General features: G+C 66.2%; 22 protein-coding genes. 3 read left to right on the plus strand and 19 right to left on the minus strand.

Features of this window, described 5'->3' with window-relative positions; all coding sequences use genetic code 11:
* Window positions 1–143: 143 nt before the first annotated feature.
* The 14 genes from DKT77_RS01095 to hpxZ all read right to left on the minus strand — a co-directional run bounded on the left by DKT77_RS01095 (window position 144) and on the right by hpxZ (window position 15897).
* Window positions 144–1172 carry a LacI family DNA-binding transcriptional regulator gene (locus DKT77_RS01095; RefSeq protein ID WP_109809936.1) on the minus strand — a complete coding sequence of 343 codons (1029 nt, stop codon included), beginning with the start codon at window positions 1170–1172 and terminating at the stop codon, window positions 144–146.
* A 422-nt stretch (window positions 1173–1594) separates the two neighbouring features.
* The gene (locus DKT77_RS01100; RefSeq protein WP_109809895.1) at window positions 1595–1906 is read right to left on the minus strand and encodes a hypothetical protein; all 312 of its coding nucleotides are present in this window, start codon (window positions 1904–1906) and stop codon (window positions 1595–1597) included.
* A 1326-nt stretch (window positions 1907–3232) separates the two neighbouring features.
* Complete coding sequence (locus tag DKT77_RS01115; RefSeq protein ID WP_109809898.1) at window positions 3233–3880, minus strand: aspartate/glutamate racemase family protein; 648 nt, start codon at window positions 3878–3880, stop codon at window positions 3233–3235.
* Window positions 3880–5166: a TRAP transporter large permease gene (locus DKT77_RS01120; protein ID WP_109809899.1), complete on the minus strand. Its 1287-nt coding sequence runs from the start codon at window positions 5164–5166 to the stop codon at window positions 3880–3882. The genes DKT77_RS01115 and DKT77_RS01120 overlap by 1 nt, the downstream gene beginning before the upstream one ends.
* The gene (locus tag DKT77_RS01125) at window positions 5166–5687 is read right to left on the minus strand and encodes a TRAP transporter small permease (protein WP_109809900.1); all 522 of its coding nucleotides are present in this window, start codon (window positions 5685–5687) and stop codon (window positions 5166–5168) included. The genes DKT77_RS01120 and DKT77_RS01125 overlap by 1 nt, the downstream gene beginning before the upstream one ends.
* A gap of 21 nt (window positions 5688–5708) precedes the next feature.
* Entirely contained in the window at window positions 5709–6689 is a 981-nt protein-coding gene (locus DKT77_RS01130; RefSeq protein WP_109809901.1) for a TRAP transporter substrate-binding protein, read from the minus strand.
* A gap of 257 nt (window positions 6690–6946) precedes the next feature.
* Window positions 6947–7792 carry a MurR/RpiR family transcriptional regulator gene (locus tag DKT77_RS01135; protein ID WP_109809902.1) on the minus strand — a complete coding sequence of 282 codons (846 nt, stop codon included), beginning with the start codon at window positions 7790–7792 and terminating at the stop codon, window positions 6947–6949.
* Between the two features lie 67 nt (window positions 7793–7859).
* Complete coding sequence (locus DKT77_RS01140; protein WP_109809903.1) at window positions 7860–8276, minus strand: nuclear transport factor 2 family protein; 417 nt, start codon at window positions 8274–8276, stop codon at window positions 7860–7862.
* Window positions 8277–8303: 27 nt separating this feature from the next.
* The gene (locus tag DKT77_RS01145) at window positions 8304–9473 is read right to left on the minus strand and encodes an amidase (RefSeq protein ID WP_109809904.1); all 1170 of its coding nucleotides are present in this window, start codon (window positions 9471–9473) and stop codon (window positions 8304–8306) included.
* An 11-nt stretch (window positions 9474–9484) separates the two neighbouring features.
* Window positions 9485–10717, minus strand: coding sequence for an amidohydrolase family protein (locus DKT77_RS01150; protein WP_109809905.1), 1233 nt, complete (start codon window positions 10715–10717; stop codon window positions 9485–9487).
* A gap of 17 nt (window positions 10718–10734) precedes the next feature.
* Window positions 10735–13275 carry a branched-chain amino acid ABC transporter ATP-binding protein/permease gene (locus tag DKT77_RS01155; RefSeq protein WP_109809906.1) on the minus strand — a complete coding sequence of 847 codons (2541 nt, stop codon included), beginning with the start codon at window positions 13273–13275 and terminating at the stop codon, window positions 10735–10737.
* A 4-nt stretch (window positions 13276–13279) separates the two neighbouring features.
* On the minus strand, window positions 13280–14149 hold the full coding sequence (locus tag DKT77_RS01160; RefSeq protein ID WP_109809907.1) for a branched-chain amino acid ABC transporter permease: 870 nt from the start codon (window positions 14147–14149) through the stop codon (window positions 13280–13282).
* A gap of 88 nt (window positions 14150–14237) precedes the next feature.
* On the minus strand, window positions 14238–15425 hold the full coding sequence (locus DKT77_RS01165) for an ABC transporter substrate-binding protein (protein ID WP_109809908.1): 1188 nt from the start codon (window positions 15423–15425) through the stop codon (window positions 14238–14240).
* Between the two features lie 94 nt (window positions 15426–15519).
* Window positions 15520–15897 (minus strand): oxalurate catabolism protein HpxZ, encoded by a 378-nt coding sequence (hpxZ, locus tag DKT77_RS01170; RefSeq protein WP_109809909.1) that lies wholly within the window; start codon window positions 15895–15897, stop codon window positions 15520–15522.
* 815 nt (window positions 15898–16712) lie between these two features.
* On the opposite strand from hpxZ, the gene DKT77_RS20800 reads away from it, so the two are divergent.
* The 3 genes from DKT77_RS20800 to DKT77_RS01180 all read left to right on the plus strand — a co-directional run bounded on the left by DKT77_RS20800 (window position 16713) and on the right by DKT77_RS01180 (window position 18175).
* A complete protein-coding gene (locus DKT77_RS20800) occupies window positions 16713–16850 on the plus strand; it encodes a phospholipase D-like domain-containing protein (protein WP_238547601.1) in 138 nt (45 codons plus the stop codon).
* A gap of 105 nt (window positions 16851–16955) precedes the next feature.
* Window positions 16956–17582: a DEAD/DEAH box helicase gene (locus DKT77_RS01175; RefSeq protein ID WP_146204933.1), complete on the plus strand. Its 627-nt coding sequence runs from the start codon at window positions 16956–16958 to the stop codon at window positions 17580–17582.
* A gap of 65 nt (window positions 17583–17647) precedes the next feature.
* The gene (locus DKT77_RS01180) at window positions 17648–18175 is read left to right on the plus strand and encodes a hypothetical protein (RefSeq protein WP_109809911.1); all 528 of its coding nucleotides are present in this window, start codon (window positions 17648–17650) and stop codon (window positions 18173–18175) included.
* A 234-nt stretch (window positions 18176–18409) separates the two neighbouring features.
* On the opposite strand, the gene DKT77_RS01185 is transcribed toward DKT77_RS01180, so the two are convergent.
* The 5 genes from DKT77_RS01185 to DKT77_RS01205 form a co-directional block, all read right to left on the minus strand.
* Window positions 18410–19309: a metallophosphoesterase gene (locus DKT77_RS01185; RefSeq protein ID WP_109809912.1), complete on the minus strand. Its 900-nt coding sequence runs from the start codon at window positions 19307–19309 to the stop codon at window positions 18410–18412.
* Between the two features lie 168 nt (window positions 19310–19477).
* Window positions 19478–19891 (minus strand): DUF3830 family protein, encoded by a 414-nt coding sequence (locus DKT77_RS01190; protein WP_109809913.1) that lies wholly within the window; start codon window positions 19889–19891, stop codon window positions 19478–19480.
* Window positions 19888–22767: an FAD-dependent oxidoreductase gene (locus tag DKT77_RS01195; RefSeq protein ID WP_109809914.1), complete on the minus strand. Its 2880-nt coding sequence runs from the start codon at window positions 22765–22767 to the stop codon at window positions 19888–19890. The genes DKT77_RS01190 and DKT77_RS01195 overlap by 4 nt, the downstream gene beginning before the upstream one ends.
* Window positions 22768–23664, minus strand: a complete 897-nt coding sequence (locus DKT77_RS01200; RefSeq protein WP_109809915.1) for a dihydrodipicolinate synthase family protein — start codon at window positions 23662–23664, stop codon at window positions 22768–22770.
* Entirely contained in the window at window positions 23661–24686 is a 1026-nt protein-coding gene (locus tag DKT77_RS01205) for a phosphotriesterase family protein (protein ID WP_109809916.1), read from the minus strand. Before DKT77_RS01205 ends, DKT77_RS01200 begins: the two co-directional genes overlap by 4 nt.
* Window positions 24687–24688: the final 2 nt, after the last annotated feature.

Here is a 24688-nt window from a genome sequence, read left to right on the forward strand (position 1 = left end):
TTTCCGCCCCCCGCACCACACGCCAGGCTGGGGCGACCGTGCGCGGCGCGCTTGGCTGGGTCAATTCGCGCGGGCACAGTTTACGTCATAGATGACGCATATTGATCTGAATAAGATGCCGCTTTTACGTCAAAGAAACGGGCCTACAACATTTCAGGAACAACGAGGTGCGGATCGAGGAAATGCTGGCCAGAGATGCCATCATCGCCTTCCCTGACCGACCGGACCATGTGCGCGACAAGCTCCGTGCAGAGCGCGGGAAGCGGCGTGGTGATGGCCATGAGCGCATAGCCGTCGGTCAGCGCTGCCCGGCTTTCGCGCGTCACCTCGTGCACGACCAGCGCCGCACGCGGCCGCGGATGCGCCTCACGCAGCGCGGCGATGGCCCCCTCCATGCCGCCGCCGGCAACGTAGATCCCCTTGAGGTCCGGGTGCCGCCGCAGCAAGTCATGCGTCGCCTCGAAGGTCAGCTGCCGCGTCTCCAGCGTCACGAGAGTCTCCAGCACGGTGAAACCAGGCGCGTTCTCGCGCACAAAAGAGCGGAAGCCGACCTCGCGAAGGTCATGGCCGTGCCAGCGGTTGCCACCCACGAGAATCGCAAGTTTACCAGGGTGCGGCAACGACAGAGTGATAATGGAGGCAGCGATGCGGCCGATCTTGAGATTGTTGAGGCCCAGGTAGTTGCGCCGCACACCTTGGGCAAAATCGTTCAGGAGCGAGAACACGGGCACGCTGGCCTGCCTGAGTTCGGTGACGACCTGGGTCAGCGCCTGGTGGTTGACCGCCGTGGCTGCGATGGCGTCGCATCCAGCCAGTCCACGCAGCGCCGCGGCGAAATCATCCGGGCTTTGTGACGCGGCGAAGCGCACCACCGCGCGGCCCCTGATATCCGTGCGCGCCGCGACCGCGCGTTCCAGTTCCCGCGCAAGCGTCTGGTAGAACTCCTGTCGCTGCTTGATCAGCAGGAAGCCGAAGGTCATTTCGGGCACGGCCGCGTCGAGGTGCCGGTCGAACAGGCCCCGCGCATGATAGCCGACCCGGTGGGCGGCCTGCGCGATCCGGCGCATCGTCTCGTCGCGTACCCGCGCCCGCCCGTTCAGCGCCCGGTCCACCGTGGAGAGACTGACCCCCGCCTCGCGGGCGACATCCTTGGTTGTCGGGCGGCGTGCCATACGGGTCACCATGACGAAAAGACGTCATGACGGTAGCGCGTGGCGGCAGGCATGGCAATGCGCCGCGCAGCACAGCTCTGGGCGCGGATTGGCACCATGGCCGCAGGCCTATACGCAGCCGCCGCGAGCCAAATAGGCCAGCTCGGCCACAGGTTTCCCGGCGAAGAAACAAGCGGTGTGCATCGCGCCGGGTCGATCCCGTCCCTTGCGTCGAAACAGTAGTCCGCTATCCAGTCCTGGGTGTTCTCAGCAGCGTGGTCTCGATCGGGTTGAACTTTACGCAAGCATAGGCGGCGGACTATCGAACAAGTTTATTGCCGCCAGCGGGAAACTCCCTTGGCAGAACCACGGCTCCGGCCCGTCCAGCGGCGGGACTGCGAAGGACGTCTCAAAGACAATCTGCCGGTCCGGTCGATAAGGTGCTAGCGGTTACCACAGGTTGCGCGGTTCTTGATCATCAGCATTGTTGCGCGCCCCTCGAAATTCAGTAGGCCGGGGTCGTCAGCAGGCCAACCGCGCTGTCGCGGCGGATATGTCGAGGTCAAGGTGCGCGTTGCGTCGAGGCCATTGGCATGATCCCTCACCCGCCGAGCGCTAGGAGCCCAAATCGCCTTCTCGTCGCGCGGCAGGTAGTTGTGGCGCTCGCTGACATGGGCGATCCGGTCGTTGCGCAGCGCGTTGCGCGTCTTGTAGTTCAGCTTGGCGCACGGCAGCACTATGATGGTGTCGCTCATCCCGTGGTGTCGCGATTGGAGATAGTCGCGCCACCCTACGCGCAATGTAGGCCAAGCAGCCCGGCTCGGTCTCGGTCATCGTGATTTTTTAGGTTTCGCACCTCCCGTGGCGACCTGTCCGTGCCCAGGGGCATAAGGCGGTGCGCCAAGGTCCGGCCGCACGCGGCCATACCCGGACAGATTGGCTGGCTTCGGCGTTACAGGCCTGATCGGCAGCGCGAAAGAGACACGGCACCTCAGGGTTCGACCCGCCCGAAATCGCATTCGGACACTATGCGCGCAGTCCGCGGTCTTGTTCAGCACCTTGTCCTCGAACCTATCGGGAGCAGGCGGCGTCGCCGAACAGCAGCTCGACAGCAAGGCCGACTGGCGGAAAGTGGATCACTGTCTTGTCTATCTCTGTGTGATCGTCTGACGGGACCGACCCCAGACGGTTGCTCGCGGGCGAATTCGAACCCGAATACACGTCCCGCAATGCACCTGCCGCGCGTCGCCCTCTGGCCTCGGGGGGTATTGAACGAATGTTCCGACGCTCTCGAAGTGGTGCGCGCGAAATCCGCACGATCCAAGACCCGGCCGCGGCGCGCCACTTTCCGGCCAGGATGACGGTGTTCGACGAAGGCGATACTGCAACACCCGTATGGTTTCGCTGCTGCAGGTAGGAAGCAAGCTCGGAGCGCAAGATGGTCGCTGTCCTTGCCATGCCCTGCCGAAACTAAGGGGCGCGGACCTGGAGGCGCGCCGCGCGGGCCATTGCCGGCACGGCGACATCATCGACGCGAGCGGGCAGGACCGGTTCGCTCGCAGCTTCGAACGCGGCGGCTTCATGCTTCTGCCCCATCCCGAACGGTTGACTGGGGCGCCCCGACATTTTTTTTGCAACCACACCTAGGAGACATGATCTGCCCGTTCCGTCGCGTCCCTCCCCCGGCCTTCCTGTTCCGGGGCCGTTGGCGCATCGTGCCATTTCTCACCCGCAATCGGTTGGTGCGCAAAGGGCGTCCGCAGCAACCGGTCCCGCCAATGCGGCGTGTGGATCGGGCCGTGCTGCTGGCATCAATACCCCGGCTTGTGCTTCCCCGCTTCCGGGCCTGCACTATGCACGGCCTCGGCGCTGGCCGGAGTTGTGAACGGGGGCGGAGCCGCTGGTCTGGTTGCTGCACCCGTGCTGCACGCAAGGGCCGACACAGCGCTCATCCGGGTGCTGTCGCTGCCCGAGCGGGATCGGGCGTCGCGCCATTCCCGACACAGGTTCCCGTGGCATTACGGCGGGTGGTCCCGTGGGGTTCGGGATTATATGTGGTCCGCTTCTGCTGCGCCGAGCGCTCAGACAACGACCGTGCGCATCAGGTTCACCGCCGCCTGCGTGCCATCGATGATGGGTACCGGGCAGGTTTTCGCCAGTTTCGGCGCCAGACCGGCCAGCGGCCCGCCTCCCATCACGATACTGGCGGCCCCGCGCGCATGCATCTGCGCGCAAAGATCAGCCAACTCATCGTGATAACGGCGCTGCACCGTACCGGGATCTCCGAACTGGTCGCCCTCAACATGGGCTATGCCCAGGAGTGCATCGGCCATGGCGGCCTCTTCGACCTTGGCCCGCAGGCCTGATACCAGCCCCTTGCCAAAGGTCACGATGCCGAACCGCCCGCCAAGCGCCCGCGCGGCACAGAATGCCGCTGTGGCGATGCCCATGACCGGGATATCCCGGCGCAGGGCGCGGACCTCCTCGGCGCCAGTGTTGCCGAAAGACGCCAGCACGATGCCGTCGCAGGGGGCGCAATAGCCGCGCACCGTGTCGACCACGGCGCGTTTCGCCTCGGCAGCGTCCTCGTGGCTGACGATCAGTTCAGGCCCATAGTCAGGGCACAGCGTGGTGAAGGCGTCGCCGGGCTGCGCCGCCGCGTCGGCCGCCTCACGGATATGGTCCGTCACACCCCGCGACGTGTTGGGGTTCACGATCAGCAGCCGCATCACAGGATCACCGAGGGCAGCCAGAGCGACAGCGCCGGAAAGAGGTTGATCAGGACCAGCGCCACAAGCATCGCACCGATGAACATAAGCATGGACGGCACGATCTTTGCGATGGAGATCCGCGCGATGGCGCATGTGATCAGAACCACCGACGCCACAGGCGGGGTCTGCTGCCCGATGCCGAGATTGATTGTCAGGATCAGCCCGAAATGCACCCTGTCGATCCCGAGCTGGTCGGCCAGCGGCAGAAAGATCGGCACCAGCATAAGGATCGCGGGCGTGCCATGGATGATCGTTCCAGCCAGCAGGAAGAACACGTTGATCGCCAGCAGCACGACCCAATAGTTGTCCGAAATCCCGAGGATGCCCTGCGCAATGTCCTGCGGGATGCGCTGGTTTGTCAGGTACCAGCCCAGCAGGGTTGAGGTCGCTACGATGAACATCAGCATCGCCGACCGTTTCCCCGCGATCCGCAGCGTATCGATCAGCGTGCCTAGCCGCACGGTCCGATAGACCAGCATCGCCAGAACGATCGACCAGAACGCGGCGATGGCCCCGGCTTCAGTGGCGGTAAAGACACCACCGAGGATGCCCGCCAGCACGAGGATTGGCAGGGTCAGCGGAATCGCCGCATCCTTGCCGGTCTCTGCCACGCGACGCAGAGAGAACGCCCCTTCGGTCGGATAGCCGCGCCGCACCGCGATGGCATAGGCCGTGCCCATCAACAGGCCGCAGACCAGGAAACCCGGCACGATCCCCGCCGCGAACAACTCGGCGATGGAGGCATTGGCGACATAGGCATAGAGGATCAGGTTGAGCGATGGCGGCACGATGATCGCCATCGTGGCCGAGGTAGAGGTAACCGCGGCGGCAAAGGCCGCCGGGTATCCACGCTTGCGCATCTGCGGGATCATCACCGACCCGATCGCGGCGGCGTCCGAGGTCGCCGTGCCCGAGATCTCCGAGAAGAACAGCGACGTGAGGATGTTCACATGGGCAAGTCCGCCGCGAATATGGCCCACCAGCGACGACGCGAAGGCGATCAGTTTCTCGGCGATCCGCCCTTGGTTCATGATCTCGCCGGCGATCATGAATAACAGCGCGGCCACCAGAAGGTAATTATTGGCCCCGCCGAACGGGATCAGCCCGATGATCTGCGGGACGACCGCACCGTCCAGCAGGATCATCACGGCGGCGGTCACGCCCAGCACGAAGGCGATGGGCAGGCCCGCAATCAGCAGGCCGACAAGCAGGATCAGAATGATCCATCCGGGTTCCAGAAACATCACGCGTCGCTTTCGGGGAGAAGGTCCATCGGGTCGATCCGGCCGGACAAGATGCCGACCAACCGGACGGCACAGAACATCGCGATCAGCGCGCCGCCCAGGGGCATAGCCGCCCGGAACAGCATCATCGGCGCGTCTACGGAAATCAGCGAGCGGTCTCCGAAACTGGCTGCAGCGATACCGCCATACCAGGCCAGCAGCCCGCCGAAGATGCCCATCAGAGCAAGGTTCAGCGCGGTGACGACCCGTTTCGCCCGGTCGGGCATCACCCGCAATACCGCATCGAAGCCCAGATGCTCGTTGGTGCGGGTCAGGTATGCCGCGCCGATGAAGGTCAGCATGGCCAGGAGGTGCGCGGGCAGTTCCTCGCCCCAGGATACGCTGTCATTCAGGATGAACCGGGCGAAGACCGCCCAATTCAGAAGGAGCAGCAGCAGGCCGGCCAGCCCCACCACCATCGCATCGAGCAGAACGCCAAGCCAGCGGTCCACCACGGCTATGGCCGGTTCGAAACGGTGCATGTCAGCCTCCTGCTGTCCGCGTCACTCGATGCCGAGCGCGGCTTTTGTCGCCACGATCATGTCCGCCCCGATCACGTCCACGAAGGTCGGGCTTTCATACAGCGGCGCGGCGGCGGCCTGGAACGCAGCGAAGTCGATCTCGTTCACAGCGAGTTTCTCCGACAGTGCGGCGATGGTTTCGGTGTCGGTCGTGGCGCCCCAATCGAATGTCCACGGCGCGACCTCGGCCGCGACCGACAGCACCTTGCCGCGCAGTTCGTCGTTCAGCGAAGCCAGGAAAGGCTCTCCGATCACAAGGAAGGTGGGTAGGTAGACGTGGTTGGACAGTGACATGTAGTCCTGCACCTCAAACAGCTTGGCCGTGTCGACGACGTTGGCCGGGTTTTCCTGCCCGTCGATGGTGCCCTGGTCGAGCGCGGAGTAGACCTCGCCGAAAGACAGCGGCGTCGCGTTCGCGCCAAGCGTGTTGAACATCTCCACACGCTGGCGGTTCGTCGGAGTCCGGATCTTCAGTCCGTCTAGATCGGCCGGGGTCACGATCGGTCGTACGTTGTTGGTGATTTGCCGGAACCCGTTGTCCCACATTGCGGCCAGCACCATGCCGCTGCCGTCGAACCCGTCGGCCAGCATCTCGCCAGCCGGGCTGTCGATGAACGTCTGGACTGCGGAGCGGTCTTCGAACAGGTAGGGAAGATCGAAAATCGACGTGCGTGTGTTGATCTGCGAGACGGCGGAAGCGGACAGCGAGGCATGGTGCGTTCCGAAGCCGAGCCCCTGCAGCACGTCCTCTTCCTTTCCGAGCGTGTTGGACATGAAGATTTGCACATCAATCTCGCCCGGTGCTGCGGCTTCCAGACGACTTTCATATTCCTGCAGAAAGACATGCGCGAAGGAGCCCTCGGGCAGGGACGAGTTGATCTGCATGACGGCCTGCGCGGACGCGGCGGCCGGCAGGAACAGGGCGCCGGCCGCTGCCATCAGCGTGAGACGGGGGAAGGTCATTTCATGGTCCTTTCAATCGTGGTGTGAGCGGGCGTTATGCAAGCGGGTCGAATCGAGCGATCGGTCAGTTCGATCTCAGGGGTCGTTCTGCAATAATTTTTTCGTCATTTTTCACTTCAAGAAAACTATTTTTCTTCCCTCCACCCCGCGCATGCGTGGAGATGCCGCGAAAAGCAGCATGAATTTCGCCCGTTCTTATTTAAATTATGCAGATCGCAAACTGGCAGGCCCGGCGTTCCGAGACGCGCCCCGGCCGCTCAAAGCTCGTCGAAGCGCCTGTGCGCCTCCTCTATCGCGGCCATCCGGCCCCGGCCTTGCGGGCCGGCAAGCTCGATCGTGCGCGCGCCCAGAAGGTTGCACACCGCCATGCAGCCCACATGGTTCATCAGCGGCCCCTGTGTCGAAGTGGTGCAGCCGAGGTACCAGTCCGCCCCCGCCAAATCGGGCGAGGGACGGTCCTCCAGTAACGCGAACCGCGCGCAGGCCGCGCGCGCGGCGTCGGCCACAGCGGCGACCAGCTTGGGCTTGCGGCGCAGCGCGATCAGCACCACCACGTCACGGTCAGTCAGTGACACGAGGCTTTCAGCCAGCGTCTCGCCAGCGCGGGGCAACACCGTCACGTTTGTCAGCACCTGCGAAGTCTGCCAGCCAAGGTACTGCGCGAAGGCTTGCCCGGCCCGGAACCCGATGAACCAGACCCGCGGCGCGGCGATCATCGCCCGCGCCAAGCTGTCCACAACCGCATCGTCCAGCGCGCCGTAGGTGAGTTCCAGGTTCTGCTGCGACGTTTCAAAATGGCGCGCAACTGCGCCGGTCGCACTTGGCACGTCCGAGGACATGCGCAGCAACGCCGTTCCGGCCCGCTGTTCGTCGCGAACCGCGCGGCGGGCCTCGTCGAAAGACGCATAGCCGATGCGCCGTACGAACCGCGAGACCGTCGCGTTCGACACATTCGCCAGTTCGGCGATCTCGGTCGCGGTGTAGCCCGCCATCTCGCCGGGGAAGTCCAAAACCAGGTCGGCCAGCTTGCGCTCGCTCGGGTGCAGGTCCGGCAGGGCATCGGTCACGCGGGCAAGGAACGGTTTGCTCAGATCGGGTGTCATGGGGGCAAAATGCGTTCCCCGTCCAGGTTCGTAAACCGAATTGTCAGCAGCCAGGTACAGTCGCGGTCTATAGCGGCGCTTCGGCCAGACCGGCCTTGGCCAGCAGGATCTCGGCGCTGTCGTTCCAGACGTTCATGGTAACGATCTTTCCGCCGCGCACCACGAAGCAGTCGAGATACCTGTTCGTCTCGAACGTGCTGCCGTCGGGCCACGCACCGTAGAGATACCCTGTATTGTAGACATGGACGTCGCCACTGTCGGGATCGGCGCAGGCATCGGTGCGCAGGAAACGCTTCTTGACCCAGGCATAGCGACGGGCGTTGAAGGCTGCAGTGTCTGCCGGGCCGGAAAACCGCCGCCCACCGGTGAAGATCACTTCGAAATCGTCAGCAAGATAGGCCGACGCGCCTTCAGGGTCAGGCACCATCGACCGTTCAAGGAAGGCTTCGACGATTTCCCTTGCGGCACTGAGTTTATCTTTCATGGCGCGCTCTTTCTGGCTGTGGATAGGTCAAGATATGCTGCCGAGACCGGCGGCGCAGGCCAGCGCGATCAACGCCCGGTCACGACCCGGCGGCCCGACAAGGCTGATGCCGACCGGCCCGCCGTCCACACGCCCCGAGGGCACGGAAAGCTGCGGCAACCCGCCCAGACCGGCCGGGCAGAGCATGTCGAAGGCACGGGTGCGGAAAACATCAAGCGACGCGGCGTCGGCGGTGCGCAGCGGCGCCGGGCCGGGGCCAGTCGGCAGCACGAAAACCACATCGGGCAGCAGAACTTCGGAAATACGGGCACGCAGGTCCGCCTTGCGCCGGTCTGCCGCCGCGAAGGTGTCGGCATCGATAGAAGCCGCGATCGCGAAGCGCTCGCGCACGCCGGGGCCGAAAGCGGGCGCATGGGCGGTTATCCAGTCGCCATGAGTTTGCCAGATCTCCGCCGCCTGGCAGATCCGGAACGTCTCGCGCCAGTCCTCCAGCCCGCCGGGAGCCAGAACGACGGGCCGGATCGGACCGGCGAGATCCTGAAGCGCCGCGAGTGACCGGGCAGCCGCCTCGACCGTCGCAGCGTCAGCGCGGGCCCACAGGTCGACCGGCATCACCAGTCCAGCGGGCGGCGGTGCGGCGGGGCAGCCGCAGGCTTCGGCGACGCGGGCCATCGTCTCGCCGTCCCGGGTGAACCAGCCCACGGTGTCGAACGACCGGGTGAACGGCATCGCGCCGTCAAGCGAAAGTGCGCCAAATGTGGTGCGCAACCCCCACAGTCCGCAGAAGGATGCAGGTAGGCGCACCGATCCGCCGGTGTCGCTGCCCAGCCCGATATCGACCAGCCCGGCGGCGACCGCCGCGGCAGACCCGGAGGACGACCCGCCCGGCACCCGGCGCGGATCGGCCGTATTTATCGGCGTTCCGTAATGCGCATTCACGCCCATCAGGCTGTAGGCCAATTCGTCCGTGTGGGTCTTGCCGAGAAGCGTGGCACCGGCGGCCAGCAGGTCCGCCACGGCGGGCGCGTGGGCGTCCGGCTCCGGATGGGTCCGCGCCCATTCCGGGTTGCCGCAGCCGGTCACACGCCCGGCCACGTCGTACAGATCCTTCGCTCCGAAGGTCAGACCCGCAAGCGGGCCGCCCGGCGCGCCGGGCAAGGTGAACATCTCGATGAAGGCGTCGGCCGTATCGCGCATCGCTGGACCCCTCAGGGGAAGTGCAATTCGGGCAGCGCGTGGCTGAATACCGGGCGCCCCCGTTTGAAGCCATACATCGGCTGCGCCAGTTCGGCCACGGCCATTGTCGGGTCGGTCGCGTCGATCACCACCACGTCGGCAGGCGCGCCGACCTCGACCCCGTAATCCTTGAGGTTCATCAGCCGCGCCGAGCGCGCCGTCACCATGTCGAGACACCCCGCCATTTCCTCGCGTTGCCCGACCTGCGCTATATTGGCGTAAAGGTTCGCCATGCGGATCATCGAGCAGTCCCCGAAGGGCGTGAACGGGTTCAACACGTTGTTGGTGGACAGCGAGCAGTTGACGCCCTCCGCCGCCATCATGTGAAGCGGCGTGACCCCGCGCGGCACGCTGAGCGAGCTGTCGTGATCGCGGTGCATCAGGAACAGATCGGTGGAGGGCAGGACCGTCGCCGCAACCCCGGCATCGGCCAGCCTGCGCGCCACCTCGCGCAGACGCGTGGCGGTCATCTGGGCGAACTTGGTGACATGGCCGACAGCGACGCGCCCGCCCCAGCCATGTTCATCCGCGCGGCGGCAGACATGGTCCACGTCGAGTACGCTGGCATCGGATCCGAAGTCGAGATGCATGTCGATGTCCACATTGTATTCGCGCGCCAGTTCGAACACGCGGTCGATCTGGCCATGAGGGTCGCTGTCGGTGTAGGGCGCGGCCCCCACAACCGTCGCGCCGTCCTGTAGCGCGGCGACCATCAGTTCGTCCGTGCCGGGGTTGTTCAGCAGCCCCTCCTGCGGGAAGACGCAGATTTCGACATCGATCGCCCAGGCGAACTCCGCGATGGCGCGCTTGACCCCGTTCAGGCCGCGCAAGCCGATCACCGGATCAACTTCCACGTGAGTCCGCATCCGGGTCGTGCCGTTCAGCACGCATTTGCGAAGCGTCCGCGCGGCGCGTTCGGCAACGTCGTCCTCGGTAAAGGCCGCCTTCAGTCCCGCCACCTCCGCGATGGCTTCGGTCAGCCCGCCCTTCATGCTGCACCGTTCGAGGATGCAGGACTTGTCGAGATGGATATGCGTCTCCACAAAGCCGGGCAGAACCAGCCGCCCGTCAAGATGCAGCGCCCGCTCGCCCGGCTCGAGCCCGCCTGCATCGGTCATAGTGACGATCTTCCCACCATGGATGCCGATATCGAAAGCCTGTCCTGCATCGGCCGGCCGTGTGACGTTGTGAAGGGTCAGATCCATGCGTGCTGTTTCCCGTGTTATTCCGCGGCGACGCCGCCGCCCAGATAGGCCTGTTCGATGCTGGCATCGCGGCGCAGTTCATCAGCCTCGCCCGCCTGCACCACGCGGCCGTTCTCCAGGACATAGCCGCGGTCCGCGATGGCAAGGGCAAGCGCGGCCATCTGATCCACCAGCAGGATCGTCACGCCCTCGTCGCGCAGATCGGCCAGCACGTCGTAAAGCTCGGTGATGATCGCCGGTGCCAGCCCCAGCGACGGCTCGTCCAGCAACAGGATATGCGGGCGCGCGATCAGGCCGCGCGCGATGGCCAGCATCTGCTGCTCGCCGCCCGACAGCACGCCCGCGGGCGCATCGATCCGGTCGCGGAGACGCGGAAAGCGGTGCAGAAGCGTATCGATCTCGGCCTCGGCGTCGAGGTCCCGGCGCAGGTAGCCGCCCATCAGGATGTTGTCGCGCACGCTCATCATCGGGAAGACCTGCCGCCCCTCTGGCACAAGCGCCAAGCCCGCTGCCGCGATCCGGTGCGCATCCATCTCCTGCACCGGCTTCGCCTCCAGCAGGATCGCGCCGGACACGGGCCGGTGCAGGCCGGACAGCGCGCGCATCAGCGTCGACTTGCCCGCCCCGTTCGCCCCGAGGATCGCGACCATCTCGCCGCCCTTCACGGTGACATCGACCCTGTCCAGCGCGGCGGCTGCACCGTAGCCGGCCGTCAGGTGCCGCGTGCTCAGCACCTCCGCGCGCGCAGCGTGGCCGGGCGAAGTAGCGCGCGGTCGGCCAACGTAATTACCGCTGCCAAGATAGGCGCGCCGCACCGCGTCGCTGGTTTGCACCTCGGTCGGCGTCCCGGTCATGATTTCAGCCCCCGCGTCGAGCACGATCACCTTGTCGGAGATCTCCATGATCATCGACATGTCGTGTTCCACAAGGATCACCGAAAGGCCGACATCGGCGATCCGCCGGATCAGGCGACCCAGCGCGATCTTGTCGCCGCTCATGAGGCCGGCCGCCGGTTCGTCCAACAGAAGCACATCCGGGCGCGTGGCCAGCGCGCGGGCGATCTCGACCAGTCGCTTGTCCACGTGGGGCAAGTCGCCCGCACGCCGGGCCACCGGGCCGGTATAGCCGACGAAGGCCAGAAGATCCTCGGCCAGCGCAACCTGTGCGGCACCGGGCGGCACACCGGGCAGCCAGCCCAGTCGACCCGCACCCATCGCGGTCAGCACGTTGTCTCGCACGCTGAGATGGTCAAACAGTTGCGTTGTCTGGTAGGTGCGCGCGATCCCGGCACGGGCCATGCGCCACGCCGCGTGACCGGCCAGATCGTCGCCAAGCGCTATGCTGCCGTTGTCCGGCTTGTAAAAGCCGCTGATCATGTTCAGCACCGTGGTCTTGCCCGCACCGTTCGGGCCGATCACGCTCGTCACTTGCGACGGCGCTGCGGTGAAGCCGACATCGCGAACTGCCTGCACGCCGCCAAAGGCGATGCCAAGTCCACTGACTGTCAGCCCGGCGGGCGCTGCGCCGTCCGCGCGCACCAGATCGCGTGGATCGCGGCCCGTAGCCCTTGCTGGGCGCGGCTCCTCGGCGGACAGCAGCGAAAGCAGTCCCCCCACGATCCCCTTTGGCGCGAGCAGAAGCACGCCCAGCATGATACCGCCGAAAATCAGCAGCCGGTACTCCGCGAGGCCCGACAGAAGCTCGGGCAGCAGTACCACGATCAGGCAGCCGATCACCGGGCCGAACAGCCGCCCCGTCCCACCGACGATCACCGCCAGCAGGAACAGGATCGACTGGAAGAACGGGAAGGTTCCAGGGCTGATGAAACCCTGCAACGGCGTGAACAGCGCCCCGGCCAGCCCGGTCAGGCAAGCGGACACCATGAAGGCGACCGTCTTTATGGCGAACGGGTTCAACCCGACAGACTGGGCCGCGACCTCGCTGTCGGCGACAGCGCGCATTGCCATGCCCCAGCGCCCGCGTGCCAGCTGGAAATAGGCGACAAGGGACGCCCCTGCCAGAAGGCTGGAAAGGATCGCGAGTTCCGGCACGAAGAAGGCACGGCCCATGAACTCCGGCGCCGGAAAGCCCATCAACCCGTTATGCCCGCCGGTAATATGGCGCAGTTCGATCGCGGCATGTTCAACGATGAAGGCGAAGGCGATGGTCATCATCGCAAGGTAGGGGCCCGTCACCCGCAGCGCGGGCATCGCCAGCAGCCCCCCTGCCAAAGCGCTGATCGCACCGGCCAGCAGGAAGGCCAGCCAGTAGTCCAAGCCATTCTGCACCGCTATGGCGGTGGTATAAGCGCCGATGGCGAAAAAGCCCACATGCCCGAACGAGATCTGCCCGGCGAGACCGAGAAGCACGTTGAGCCCGACACCTACCACGACATTCAGCGCAAACAGGGCCAGCACGAAGACAAGATAGCCGTCGGCGGTCAGTGCCAGCGCGATGGTGCCCGCGGTGAAGGCCGCGATACCGGCCAGCGCAGTCGCGGGGTGGGCGATGATGCGCGCGGCGCGCATACGCAAGGAAGGGTTCTCAAGCGGGGTCATCCGGTCAGACCTTGTTGATCTCGGCGCGCCCGAAGATACCGTTGGGCATCGTCACCAGCACGAGGATCACCGCGCTGAAGGACACGATCTGCGTGTAGCTCGAACCGATATAGGCGGTGGTCACGGCCTCGACGCATCCATAGATCAACCCGGCCAGCATCACGCCCCACGCGCTCTGTATGCCGCCGATGATCGCGGCCGCGAAAGCCTTTAGCCCGAACACCACGCCCATGCCCGCAGACACGCTGAACAGCGGCGCGATCAGCAGGCCGGCGATGCCCGCGAATACGGCCGAAATGGCGAAGGCGGCGGCGATCACGGCCTGCGTGTCCACTCCCATCAGGCGCGCGGTTTCCGGGCGCTGCACGGCGGCCAGCATCGCCTTGCCCAGCCGCGTGTGCGCTGTCACCAATGCCAGACCGAGAGCAATGCCAAGGCCCACAACCGGGATGATCAGTTGCAACGGGTAGGCGCCGACACCGAACACATCCACCGCGTTCTCGGCCAGCGGCGAGGAAAAGCTGCGCGGCTCCTTGCCGAAGGTGAAAAGGATAACGTTGTCGAGTACGATCCCGCCCGCGACCGTGGCCATCAACCAAGCATCCGACCCGCGCCGGGCGAAGGGCCGCACAAGGAACCGTTCGACTGCAAGGCCCAGCACCGCGCAGCAAGCCAGCGCCGCGATCACCGCGAAGATCAGCGGCCAGCCCAGCGTCACGGAGAAGGTGTACCCCATGACAGCGCCGAACATCATCGACGATCCCTGGCTGAAATTCACGGTTTTCGAGACCGCGTAGGTCACATGGAACCCGAGCGCCATCAGCCCGTACATCGACCCCAGAGCAAGGCCGGATATCAGCGTGGATGCGATCATCGCGATGTGGTTCCTCCTGAGTAGCTGGAAGGCCCCGTGCAGGCCTTCCGTCCTCGGCATGTCGGATGCGGGCGCGGGGCGCGCGAGGTCACTCGATTGGGATGATCTCGCCGTCGATGAACCGTGTAAACACGTAATCCTCCGGCCCCAGCGCGTCCTGATCGTCCGGCGTGAAGGGCGTCTGGTAGGTCTTGATCAGCCCCTCGTAAGTGTCGATGGCGTAATATCCTTCGCGGATCGCGGGGCCGTCGAGGCTGCCCGCGTTGGTGATCGCCAACGCCGTCAGGTGCATCGCGTCATAGGCATTGGCGATGCCGACTGCCGGGGTCACATCGGCCGGGCCAGTGATTTCCGGGAACATTGCCATCAGTGCGTCCAGCGTCGCCGCAGCCTTGGGACTGTCATTACCCGAGAAGGTGAAGGTCTGGATCATCTCCACATCGGCGGCGCGCGGTCCGGCGAGTTCGGAGAACCGCCCGCCCGCCGGGCCCCAGTGCGACACGACCGGCACGTCCCAGCCCATCCGTTCAAGCGACTTCATGACCTGTGCCGACGGCCCGACATTGGCGACCATGAAGATCGTGTCGGCGCCGGCCTCCTTGAGACGGGTCAGTTGCGGGACGACGTCGATGTCGTTCGCCTCGATCCGTTCGATCCCGGCGGTGGGCATCCCCTTGGCTTCCAACGCGGCGGTCAAACCCTTCTCGTTGGATTCGCCCCAGGGGTTGTTGATCAGCATCATGCCGGGGTTCTTGGCGCCGTGCACGGCGACCGCGCGTTCCACCAGCGCGATATCGACCATCTCGTCCACGGCCGAGACGCGAAAGATGTAATTCGGGTCCGCGCCGTTCTTGGTGATCGGTGTGCCCGCGGCCCAGGGCCCCATGAACGGCACCTGCGACTGGTTCATGTAGGGCACCAGCGCCAGCGACACCGGGGTCTGCAGACCGCCGAACAGAACGGCGACGCCTTCGCGCTGCACCAGTTCGCGCGCAGCGGTCAGCCCCTTGCCGGGGTTGTTCTCGTCATCGCGGCGGATCAGTTCCACCGGCATGCCCAGCAGGCCGCCCGCCTGGTTGATCTCGTCGATGGCCAGCATCAGGCCGCGCGTGATCGCCTCGCCCGACTTGGCCGACGGCCCGGACAGAGACGCGATGAGGCCGATCTTGACGGTCTCTTGCGCGGCGGCAGGCAGTGCGGAGGCCGTTAGCGCGGCAATGGCCACGACGGCAAAGCAGCGCCGGGTCAGGCAGGTCAGGTCTGCAACAGTCTTCATGGAAGGGTCCTTTCGCATGATAGGTCTGGAGAGGTTGAAAAGATGGAGACGGGCCCGCACCTGCCGGTCACAGCGGCACTCCGGGGCCTGCGGTTCATGACCGCATCCACGACACATGCGCCGCGACGATCTTCCAGCCCTCGGGGAAGCGCGCCCAAGCGTGACTTTGCCGACCGATGCGAGGTTCGCCGTCGCGGGTGAATTCCGTGTTGGCGGTGGCAAAGTCGCGCCCGAACGTCGTGATGACGGTCTTTCGCAGGGTGCGCGACAGGTTTGCAGGTGACCGGCCCATCCGAAACGCAAGAATTTCCTCGTGCCCGTAGAGGTTTTCCGTCGCGCCGAAGCGGATGACCTGCCCACTTTGCCAGAACAGATCGTCAAGCGTTTCGACGTCGTTCCCCGTAAGCGCGGCCTCGTATCGATCGAATGCAGCAGTAACCTCGGCATGTATGTCCGGCAGGTTCAGGTCCATATTCGGGGGAGGCTCCGTGTGTTGATCCGTGCGTGGGAAAGGAGGCGATCTTCCTGAAAAGCGCCACATGGGCTCTATTTGGCGCAAGACATTTGGCATCAATTATTCCTAAGAGTGAAGATTGCTGCGTCTTTTTGCCTATTTTTTGTGCGTTCGGCTGGATACTGCGCCATTCAAAAAGGTGAAGGCTCATTTTGCAGACCGGCCCACGTTGGCGAGTGCAGCAGTCAGCCGATGCGCGGCGGAGCGACTTGATCCGCGACCGGGAACAATCTTGAGGCGTTGCCGCGCAGATGCGGGGGGTGGGTCTGGCCAGATCCGGGATCAGCCGTTTCGCGTAGTGGCCCAAACCCGGAGTAACGGGCACACCAACGAGCCGCGAACCCAAGCCGTCAAGGCCACGCCGCGCCGGGCGATCACGCGGGCCGGTCTCGGCCGCGCCGCCATACTTCCCCGCCCTGCCGACCGCATTGCGCGCAAGACAGGCATCCAGAACAGGGCGGTTCGGACCTGGTTGTTCCCGAGAGGCATTCGAGAAGGCTTTTCAATGACCAGGCCCTGTCACCTGTGCGACAATCCGGGCGCGTCGATAGCTGCGCCGCGCCATGTGCAGAACTGGAACGCGCTAACAGATGCCGAACAGATGGTGCTCTTGGCGCGGGTGGGCGAAAGGCTGGCGGCAGGGGCCGTCTGCCGATCGCTGTCGACGGCTACATGGACCTGACCGAAACTGCCGCGCTGAGGCTGCTTCTCGATCTTGAGGGGCCGAACTCTACCTCTACGCCTGCGGCACCGGAAGCTTCCACCCCAAGGCCTTGCTTTGTCAGGCCGCCGACAGGCAAGGCACGGCAATCGTCGGCAGTTCGAACCTCTCGCGCAGTACGCTGACCAACGGCGTCGAATGGAACCTGCATTGCGAAGGCGAGGCGGGCCAGATCGAATGCGCCTTCTAGGTGTTGCTAACGGATCCGCGCACAAAGCCCCTGACCGATGAGGTCATCGCCGCCTATGCTACGGGGCGGCACGCGGGCCCGACCCCGCCCGAGGCACGGAGCATCGTGGACGCCGACCCCCCGCACGCGCCGCCAAAACCGCATGGAATCCAGCGTGCGGCCCTTGCTGCGCTGGCGTCCGCCCGGTCCGGCGGCGCGCAGCGCGGCCTGGTGGTGCATTTCACTCCGCGCTTCCTGCTTGGCCGTAACGCGACCCCCGACCGTTCCCACGGCGCCGACCTGCTGGCGCAGTGCGAAGACCGCGAAGTGTTTCGTTGCGACCTCTTTCAGGGCATCGATACAGGTTTGTTGTCGCCCTTTCGCTATCTCGGCGTGCCCGACGACGTGGACTATGCGCAGATCCCCTGGCGGTCTGCGCAGTTCGACCCCGAGGCGCTGGAAGCTGCATTGGCGACCGAAGCGCGCGCCGCCAACGCGCTGGAGCAGTTCCGGCGACACAGGAGCGGCCCGGCCATCGGGTTCGGCTGCTCCATGCGTCACGCCGATTTCATGGCGGCGTATTTCGCCGCCCGCGGGTTGCGCGCCGTAGCGGTTCATTCGGGCGCGGGATCTGCGCCCCGCACGACCTCGCTGGAACGGGTTGGGCGGGGCGAGATAGACATCCTGCTTGTTGTGGACATGTTCAACGAAAGTTCAACGAAGGCGTGGACATACCCGGAATCGGAACGGTGATGATGCTGCGCCCGACCGAAAGCGTGATCCTCTGACTGCAGCAGCTTGGCCGCGGACTGCGCCGCGTGGAGGGCAAGGTGCTGCTGGTTATCGGCTGTATCGGCGACCGGTCGCTCACCACCTGGCCGGAAGCCGCGGTTGCGGGAGACATCTCCCTGCCAAAAGGCTGTTCGGCGACATACGATCTGGCGGTGATCGACATGTTGCGCGATCTTCTGCGACCCCGGACCGGAACCGACGACCTCGAAGCGCAATACCGCGAATTTCGGCTGCGCAACGGAATGCGGCGGCGTGCGGCCGAACTGGCGCGCATGGGCTTCAATCCGGGACCCACGGGACATGGCGGCTGTTTCGACTTCGTGCGCGACATGGGCGATGCGGTTGAACCCCCAGTCATCGCCAGCCACGGCGCGCTGCTGCGTCGGCTGGAACGGGACCAGACCCAAAGCGGCGCCGATCTGCGAGCCCTGTCGGCGATGGTCGCAGGCGGCACGGCCCGTGATGATGGCACGCGGGCCTGGGCGCTGTCGCCGCTTTTCACCGCCGCCGGGGACGGTCTGCACCTCCGCCGCGACGACCCGATGGACGGATAGACGGATGCCAAGCGGCGCCGAACCCGGTGTCCGCGTGCATCTGTTCATGCGCAACGGAAAGCTTGGGTGCAATAGGGCTGCGCCTTTCCTTATGGCGGCCGCCCGGCTTTCAAAACCTGGGAGGGCGAGGGGCCAATTACCGTCACATGGCGCCTGCCTGATCCCGTACCGCCGCATCTGCGTCGCGCTCTCGGGATCAGGATCTGAGCGGCCGCTCGGCCACAGCCGGCGCCGTCAGGCCTGGACGATCCGCTGCGGATCCATCGGCATCGGACCGCAATAATCGTAGGCCACGAGCGGGCCATCCTTGCCCGCGGAATAGTCGAGGCAAAGCGCGTTCGGTGCCTCCACCTGCGGGTCACCGGTCAGCCAGTAATGCCCGAAGAATACCGGCACCGGGTCAGTATAGCGAAAGGCCGCGACGCCCTCCGGCACCGGGGCATCCGGAAGGACTGACGGGGCCGGCACGCTGCGGGCGATCTCGCGCCAGGTGCGCGCAGCGCCCAGCCACCAGGCGACGCGCACCTCACTCCGACGGTGCCCGTCCTTGTCGGCAAACCACACGCCGTCCGGCAAAGGAACCTCGGGGCCGGACGTCGCGACCTGAAGCGCGTCCCAGACCGGGCCTTCGGTCCAGCCGGGGCGGTGCAGATCTTCGGTGCAAAGCCCCGCAAGGCAGCCCGCGAGACGCAGGACATCAATGCCGGGCGCGTGCCAGCACGCATGAACCGCGCGCAGCCCGTCCTCTTCCAGCGCCAGCGGCAGCGATTGCATCCAGCCAATGGCTTCGCGCGTGCGCGGCGCGCCCAACGGGAACTCCGAAAGGAAACTGGCGTGCTGGCGTGTGTTCTTTGCAGAGCGCGCGCGCAACGGTCGACCCTCCACCTCGGTATGAAAGTGAATCGCGTTGAATTCTTGGTTGCCCATTACAGCGATCGCCTTGCCGCTGTCGATCAGCGACCGCACGGTTCGCAGCACGCGCGCATTGTCCGGACCGCGATCGATGAAATCGCCAAGAAAGATAACCTTCCGGTCCGGGGCGGGTCCCCGCCAACCGGCGGAATTAGTGCGCCAGCCAAGATGCGCCAGAAGCGCATCGAGTTTGTCGGCATGGCCGTGGATATCGGGGATGATGTGCGCATGACGCGTCTCCGGTTTCGGTACGGCTAAAGAGGGCGCTCAGACGCCACGCGTCCGGCACCGCTGCACCGGCCCATACCGGGCGGGCCAAAGAACGACACCGCCCATCCCGCGCCCGGATCGCCGGGCGCCGGGACGTCGCACCGGGTGCGGGCCGATGGTTCAGGCGTATTCGAAACTGATGTCGTGCGCCCCTTTCCACAGCACCCCGTTGCCGAGCGCCATCAGGTTTTCGAGGCCGGAGGTCAGGGTGATGAAGTGGTTCCCGGCCAGTTGGCCCATCTTTGACGAAAAATCGACGCCCCCATAGGCCAGCAGGATCTCTGTCTCGCTGATACCGCCGGGATAGAGGATGATCTGCCCTGGCGCCGGGTGGCTTGTGTGGTTCTCGTAGCCGACGCCGAAGTCGCGATCGCCGAGCGGGATCCACACGCCCTCGCCCGACCAGCGGACATGGACGATCTGCCCGGTGAAGGGCATCGCCGCCTCGAACGCGGCGCAGGTCTTGGGCGCGGCCTCGCGTTCGAGGCGGGCATCGAAGCTGTAAGGGCCAGCCTTGATAAGCAGGTCTGTCATGTCGGTTCCTTTTCGGTCGCTTGGGTGAAACGGGTCATGGTGAAATCGCCCAGATCCTGCCGAAGCCGACCCGACAGCGCGGCGGCGGCGGCCTCGCGGCCCATCAGCGGGCCAAGGGTGAAACCGTTCGCGGTCGCCGCGATGGTGACGCCGGGCGCGCCGGGCAACGGCCCTATCAGCGGCGCGCCGTCGATGTCGATGTTCATGGCGGCCCAGCTGCGGATCACATGCAGGCTGGCGGTTTGCGGCACCGTGCGCGCGGCGACCCAAAGGTTGCCTTCCAGACTGTCGGGCAGAATCTCGGGCTGACCGGCGGCCCCGGTCGCGGCCGGCCATGCCCCGCCGATGATAACGCTGCCCGCCGCGGTCTGCTTCATCGTCAGGTGCCTGCCTGCGTGGGCAAGCAAGCAGGGCACGAGCGGCGGCGCGGGGGCCGTCACGACCATCTGCAGCGGCGCGCCGCGGATCGGCACGCTGCACCCCAGCATCCGGGCGATCGCGGCCGTCCAGCCGCCTGCCGCGATCAGGATGCGCGATGCCGTCACCCGGCCGCGCGCGGTGTCGATGACGTAGTCCTTCCCGTCGCGGGCGATGCCGCGCACGGGGGCGTGTTCCTCAATCACCGCACCCGCCGCGCGGGCTGCTCGCGCAAGGTGCGGCGTCGCGGCCAGCGGGTTTATCTTTCCCTCGCCCGGGCACCATGCGGCCGCGATGACCGCGTCCGAAACTTCGGGCGCGATCCGGCGCACCCGCGCACCGTCAATCACCTCGGTGTGGATACCGACGCGCGCTTCGGCGGCCGCCTTGGCCTCGAGGAAGGAGATCTGTCCAGGATCCTCGGCCACCATCAGGCCGCCGGTGACCGCCATCTCGAAATCCGCGCCAAGCTCGCGTTCAAGGTCCCGCCACAGGGCGATGGATTCCTTCTGAAGCGGCAGGGTGCGCAGCTGCAGGCTTCCGTCCCCCACCGCCTTGCCGCCGAAATCCCATGACAGAAGCTGCAGGTGCAGGCTGCCCGCGTTGCCTCCCGACGCCTCCCCGTTCACCTGCCCACGATCGAGGCACAGTACGGAGGCTCCTGAGCGGGCCGCAAACAGGGCCGCAGTCACGCCGGTAATGCCGCCACCGATCACCACGAGGTCGGCTGCCGCGACGGACAGCGGCGCATCCGGGTCACGGTTCGGACGCACCGACGGGCTGCTTTGGCGGTGCCCGCCCCATTCAGGCTTTTCCAGCGCGAGCGCGCCCAACGTAACCGGCCGCGCGGGGATCTGCGGGGCGAACAGGGCTTCCGGCACTACCGATTGGCCCGCCTCGTTCAGCAGGCGAAGCACCTGCGGCAGGCAATAGCGGCCCTGGCACCGGCCCATGCCGACCCGCGTCTCCCGCTTCAATGTCGCAGGATCGCGTGCGCCCGCAGCGATCGCGGCCCGCGCGGTGGCCGCGGTGACCTCTTCGCAGCGGCACAGCACCGTGTCGCCCGTCGGCGTCGCGCGCGACGGGGCTTTGAACATCGACCAGAGCGCGGACTGAAACCGCCGCCCGCGCGCGAGCCCGCGCAAGTCAGCATCTCCGCGGTGAGTTACGGGGTGCCCGAAATGCGCCAGCGCGTCCTGCGCGCTCAGCCGACCCTGGCAAAGCGCGATCTCGGCCCCGCCTAACCCGCCGGCATCCCCGGCGATCCAGACGCCCGGCACCGGGCTACGCCCGGCGTCGTCTCGCACGGGCCGAATTTCTCCGGTCTCGGGGTCGGCGGTGACCGGCACACCGAGCAACCGCGCAAGTTCGATCTGGGGCGCGAAACCGTCACCCGCCGCCACCGCATCGCAATCGACCGTCCGTGACCGACCCGTCGCGATCTGCCGCAGGACCGCCCCGGACACCTGTTCCGCGCCGTGTATTTCCGCCACCTCCCACCCGGTCATTACCGGGATGCCGGAGCGCAGCACCGCCAGCCTGTAACGCGCACCGTCGCCCATCAGCCGTGGCGCGGCCGTCAGCGCAGACAGGGCCGATGCGCCGAACCCTGGCCTGCCACGTTCCGCCAGCGCCACGGGCCGCGTGCCAAGCGCCAGAAGCTCGGCAGCGAGTTGCAGACCCAGCGGTCCGTGCCCCGCGATCAGCACCTGCCGTCCCGGCGCCACACCGTAGCGACGGGCAAGGGTCTGGGCCGCGCCGATCGTCATGACGCCCGGCAGCGTCCAGCCCGGCACCATCGCGGGCCGCTCATGGGCGCCCACCGCAAGGATCACGGCTTTCGACCGCACCCGCAGCCCTCCCAGCGGTCCGAGACTGCGCAGATCGAACCCCGCCTCTGTCCGGCGCGCGAACCACACGCTGTGGCCGGTCACGATCCGCGCACCCGAACACTGAGCCTCGGCGCGCAGGGCGGCCCCGCGCCGGTGCTGGCGGTCGAGCGCCCGAGCCATGCGGCAGCCGTCACTGCGGGGCTTGAAATACTGCCCACCGGGATCGTCCCGGTCATCCAGCACCAGCACGCTGGCCCCTGCGCCTGCCGCCTGGATCGCGGCGGCGAGGCCCGCGGGACCCGCCCCGATCACCGCGATCTCGACCTCCGCCACCTCCTCTGTCGGCGGCGGCGGCGGCACCGTACCAGGGCTGAACGCGCGGTCGTTCTCGCTTCGCACGTCCATGTCAGGGGCGACTTTGACCATGCAGGCGCGCGCGCCCCGTCGGCCGTCTACCGTCACGAGACAGTCATGGCAGACCCCCATGCCGCAAAACACGCCGCGCGGGGCGCCGCTTCGGCGATGGCCAAGCGCGCCCTGCCCCGCGGCAGCAAGCGCCGCAGCGATGCTGTCGCCCGGTGCAGCACTGCAGGTGCGCCCGTCGAAAGTGAAGGTGAAGCCGGTCACTCAGGCGGCACTGTGCGGCATCAGCCCGACCGACCGCAGCGCGTTTTCGACATCGGTCATCTCGGCGGCCGGAAGCGGCAGGCGGGGCGGCCGCGGTCCGCCCACCGCATGGCCCATCAAGTTCAGCGCCGCCTTGCTGCCGGCCACGTAGCGATGCCCGCCCACCAGCCGGATGACCGGCAGCACCTCGCGGTAAAGCGCGCGGGCGGCGTGGTAATCCTCGTGATCGGCGGTCAGTGTGAACAGCCGCGCCAGCGCTGCGGGCAGGATGTTGGAGCCGACCGCGACCCACCCCTCGGCCCCCTCAACGAAGCTTTCGAACCCCATGATCCCGCCGAACACGGTCATCCGTCCCTCGCTAAACTCCAGGATGTCGCGGATGCGTGTGACGTCCATTGTCGATTCCTTGATGTAGTCTATCCGCGGCAATTTGGACAGTTCCGCGACCAGCGGCGGCGTCAGGTCGACATTTGCCGTGGCCGGGTTGTTATAGATCATTACCGGGCGCGTCGCTGCCTCCCCGATGCGGCCGAAATGGTTGATCAGTTCGTCCCATGTGGGCGTGGAATAGAACGGTGGGATGATCATGGTTCCATCCGCGCCCAGATCCTCGGCCATCGCGACGTTCGCGATCACGTCGTCGGTGCTTTCAGCCCCCGCGCCGATCAGCACCGGCACCCGTCCCGCTGCCGCGTCGATAACGCATTTTGCAACGGCGCGGCGTTCCTCCGGTGTCAGCGACAGGAATTCCCCTGTGGAACCAAGCGGGATCAGCCCGTGAATCCCCTCGCGGACCTGCCAGTCGGTGAACCGGGCCTGAGCATCGAGATCGAGCCGACCATCTGCGTCGAAGGCGGTGATCATCACCGTGAAGGTGCCGCGAAAACGATCTGTCATGCCGGTGTCTCCTGTAGGGTCAGCAATCTGAGTGGCGTGTCGCGCAGCAGCTTGCCGATCAGCGCGACATCGAAGCCTAGGCGGCGCATGAGCGGCGCGACATTGCGCAAGATGTGCCCGTATCCGTGACCGCCCCATCGGCGCAGGCGCGTCTTGGTGCAGATGTCCTGCGATACCAGAATCTGGTCGGCATGCCCGATATCGGCGAAGCGACGGATCAGCGCGATGCGGTCGCGATCGGTCGGCAGGTCGACATCACCCATCCAGTAGTGCGACTGCTCGATGCCGAAGAAATCCCATTCGACATTGGCACCCCGAGCCAGCAGCGCCGCGATACCCGTGCCGTCCGGATGGGTCCGGTCCATGTGGCACAGGACCGTGCGCGCCGGGTCCAGCCCTTCGGCCTCGGTAATGTCGAGGATTGCCGCACAGGCCCCAGGCGCCCGCCCCGGATGGACCGACAGCGCCGCGCCGCTGCGGCAGGCGGCGCGCGCCGCAGCGCGCAACGCGCGGGTTTCGGCCGGGTGCATGGGCCATGAACATCCGATCTCGCCGATCAGCCCGGCGCGGATACCAGTGCCGTCCAGCCCTTCGGTGACTTCACGGGTGAACAGATCGGCAAGCGCATCGACGTCGAGCGCGGCGAGGCCCGGCGGCATGTATGCGGACGTGTAGCAGCCGGCAGCGGCGATCACATGCACGCCCGACAGCCGCGCGGCCTGCGCCAAGCCTGCCGCATCGCGCGCCAGCCCCGCGACGGACTGGTCCACGATCAGGCTGCCGCCGTCCTCCCGGAACAGGGCCAGTTCGCGGCCCGCGATCTGCGGATCGCGCTGGTGGGCGTTGCCCGGCGCCTCGTTCGAGCGGTAGTCGGTCTGCCAGCGGTCCTCCATACTTGGCACGGCCTCGCGGTCGCCTTCGGCGCCGGGCGGAACGATATCGAAAAGCACATGTTCATGGAATGCCACGCGCCCGATCCCTGCCGGATCGACATCACCGAGAACCGTCTGCACCCTCGCCATCG

Source organism: Meridianimarinicoccus roseus, from assembly GCF_003172915.1.
In the GTDB taxonomy this organism is placed as follows: domain Bacteria; phylum Pseudomonadota; class Alphaproteobacteria; order Rhodobacterales; family Rhodobacteraceae; genus Meridianimarinicoccus; species Meridianimarinicoccus roseus.

Excerpts from the sequence above, each read along its gene's own strand:
- DKT77_RS01160 (WP_109809907.1), bottom strand. The coding sequence starts at position 14,149 with ATGATCGCATCCACGCTGATATCCGGCCTTGCTCTGGGGTCGATGTAC.
- DKT77_RS01125 (WP_109809900.1), bottom strand. The coding sequence starts at position 5,687 with ATGCACCGTTTCGAACCGGCCATAGCCGTGGTGGACCGCTGGCTTGGC.
- DKT77_RS01100 (WP_109809895.1), bottom strand. The coding sequence starts at position 1,906 with ATGAGCGACACCATCATAGTGCTGCCGTGCGCCAAGCTGAACTACAAG.
- DKT77_RS01130 (WP_109809901.1), bottom strand. The coding sequence starts at position 6,689 with ATGACCTTCCCCCGTCTCACGCTGATGGCAGCGGCCGGCGCCCTGTTC.
- DKT77_RS01190 (WP_109809913.1), bottom strand. The coding sequence starts at position 19,891 with ATGACAGACCTGCTTATCAAGGCTGGCCCTTACAGCTTCGATGCCCGC.
- DKT77_RS01205 (WP_109809916.1), bottom strand. The coding sequence starts at position 24,686 with ATGGCGAGGGTGCAGACGGTTCTCGGTGATGTCGATCCGGCAGGGATC.
- DKT77_RS01165 (WP_109809908.1), bottom strand. The coding sequence starts at position 15,425 with ATGAAGACTGTTGCAGACCTGACCTGCCTGACCCGGCGCTGCTTTGCC.
- hpxZ (WP_109809909.1), bottom strand. The coding sequence starts at position 15,897 with ATGGACCTGAACCTGCCGGACATACATGCCGAGGTTACTGCTGCATTC.
- DKT77_RS01115 (WP_109809898.1), bottom strand. The coding sequence starts at position 3,880 with ATGCGGCTGCTGATCGTGAACCCCAACACGTCGCGGGGTGTGACGGAC.
- DKT77_RS01145 (WP_109809904.1), bottom strand. The coding sequence starts at position 9,473 with ATGCGCGATACGGCCGACGCCTTCATCGAGATGTTCACCTTGCCCGGC.
- DKT77_RS01150 (WP_109809905.1), bottom strand. The coding sequence starts at position 10,717 with ATGGATCTGACCCTTCACAACGTCACACGGCCGGCCGATGCAGGACAG.
- DKT77_RS01135 (WP_109809902.1), bottom strand. The coding sequence starts at position 7,792 with ATGACACCCGATCTGAGCAAACCGTTCCTTGCCCGCGTGACCGATGCC.
- DKT77_RS01095 (WP_109809936.1), bottom strand. The coding sequence starts at position 1,172 with ATGGCACGCCGCCCGACAACCAAGGATGTCGCCCGCGAGGCGGGGGTC.
- DKT77_RS01155 (WP_109809906.1), bottom strand. The coding sequence starts at position 13,275 with ATGACCCCGCTTGAGAACCCTTCCTTGCGTATGCGCGCCGCGCGCATC.
- DKT77_RS01200 (WP_109809915.1), bottom strand. The coding sequence starts at position 23,664 with ATGACAGATCGTTTTCGCGGCACCTTCACGGTGATGATCACCGCCTTC.
- DKT77_RS01140 (WP_109809903.1), bottom strand. The coding sequence starts at position 8,276 with ATGAAAGATAAACTCAGTGCCGCAAGGGAAATCGTCGAAGCCTTCCTT.
- DKT77_RS01120 (WP_109809899.1), bottom strand. The coding sequence starts at position 5,166 with ATGTTTCTGGAACCCGGATGGATCATTCTGATCCTGCTTGTCGGCCTG.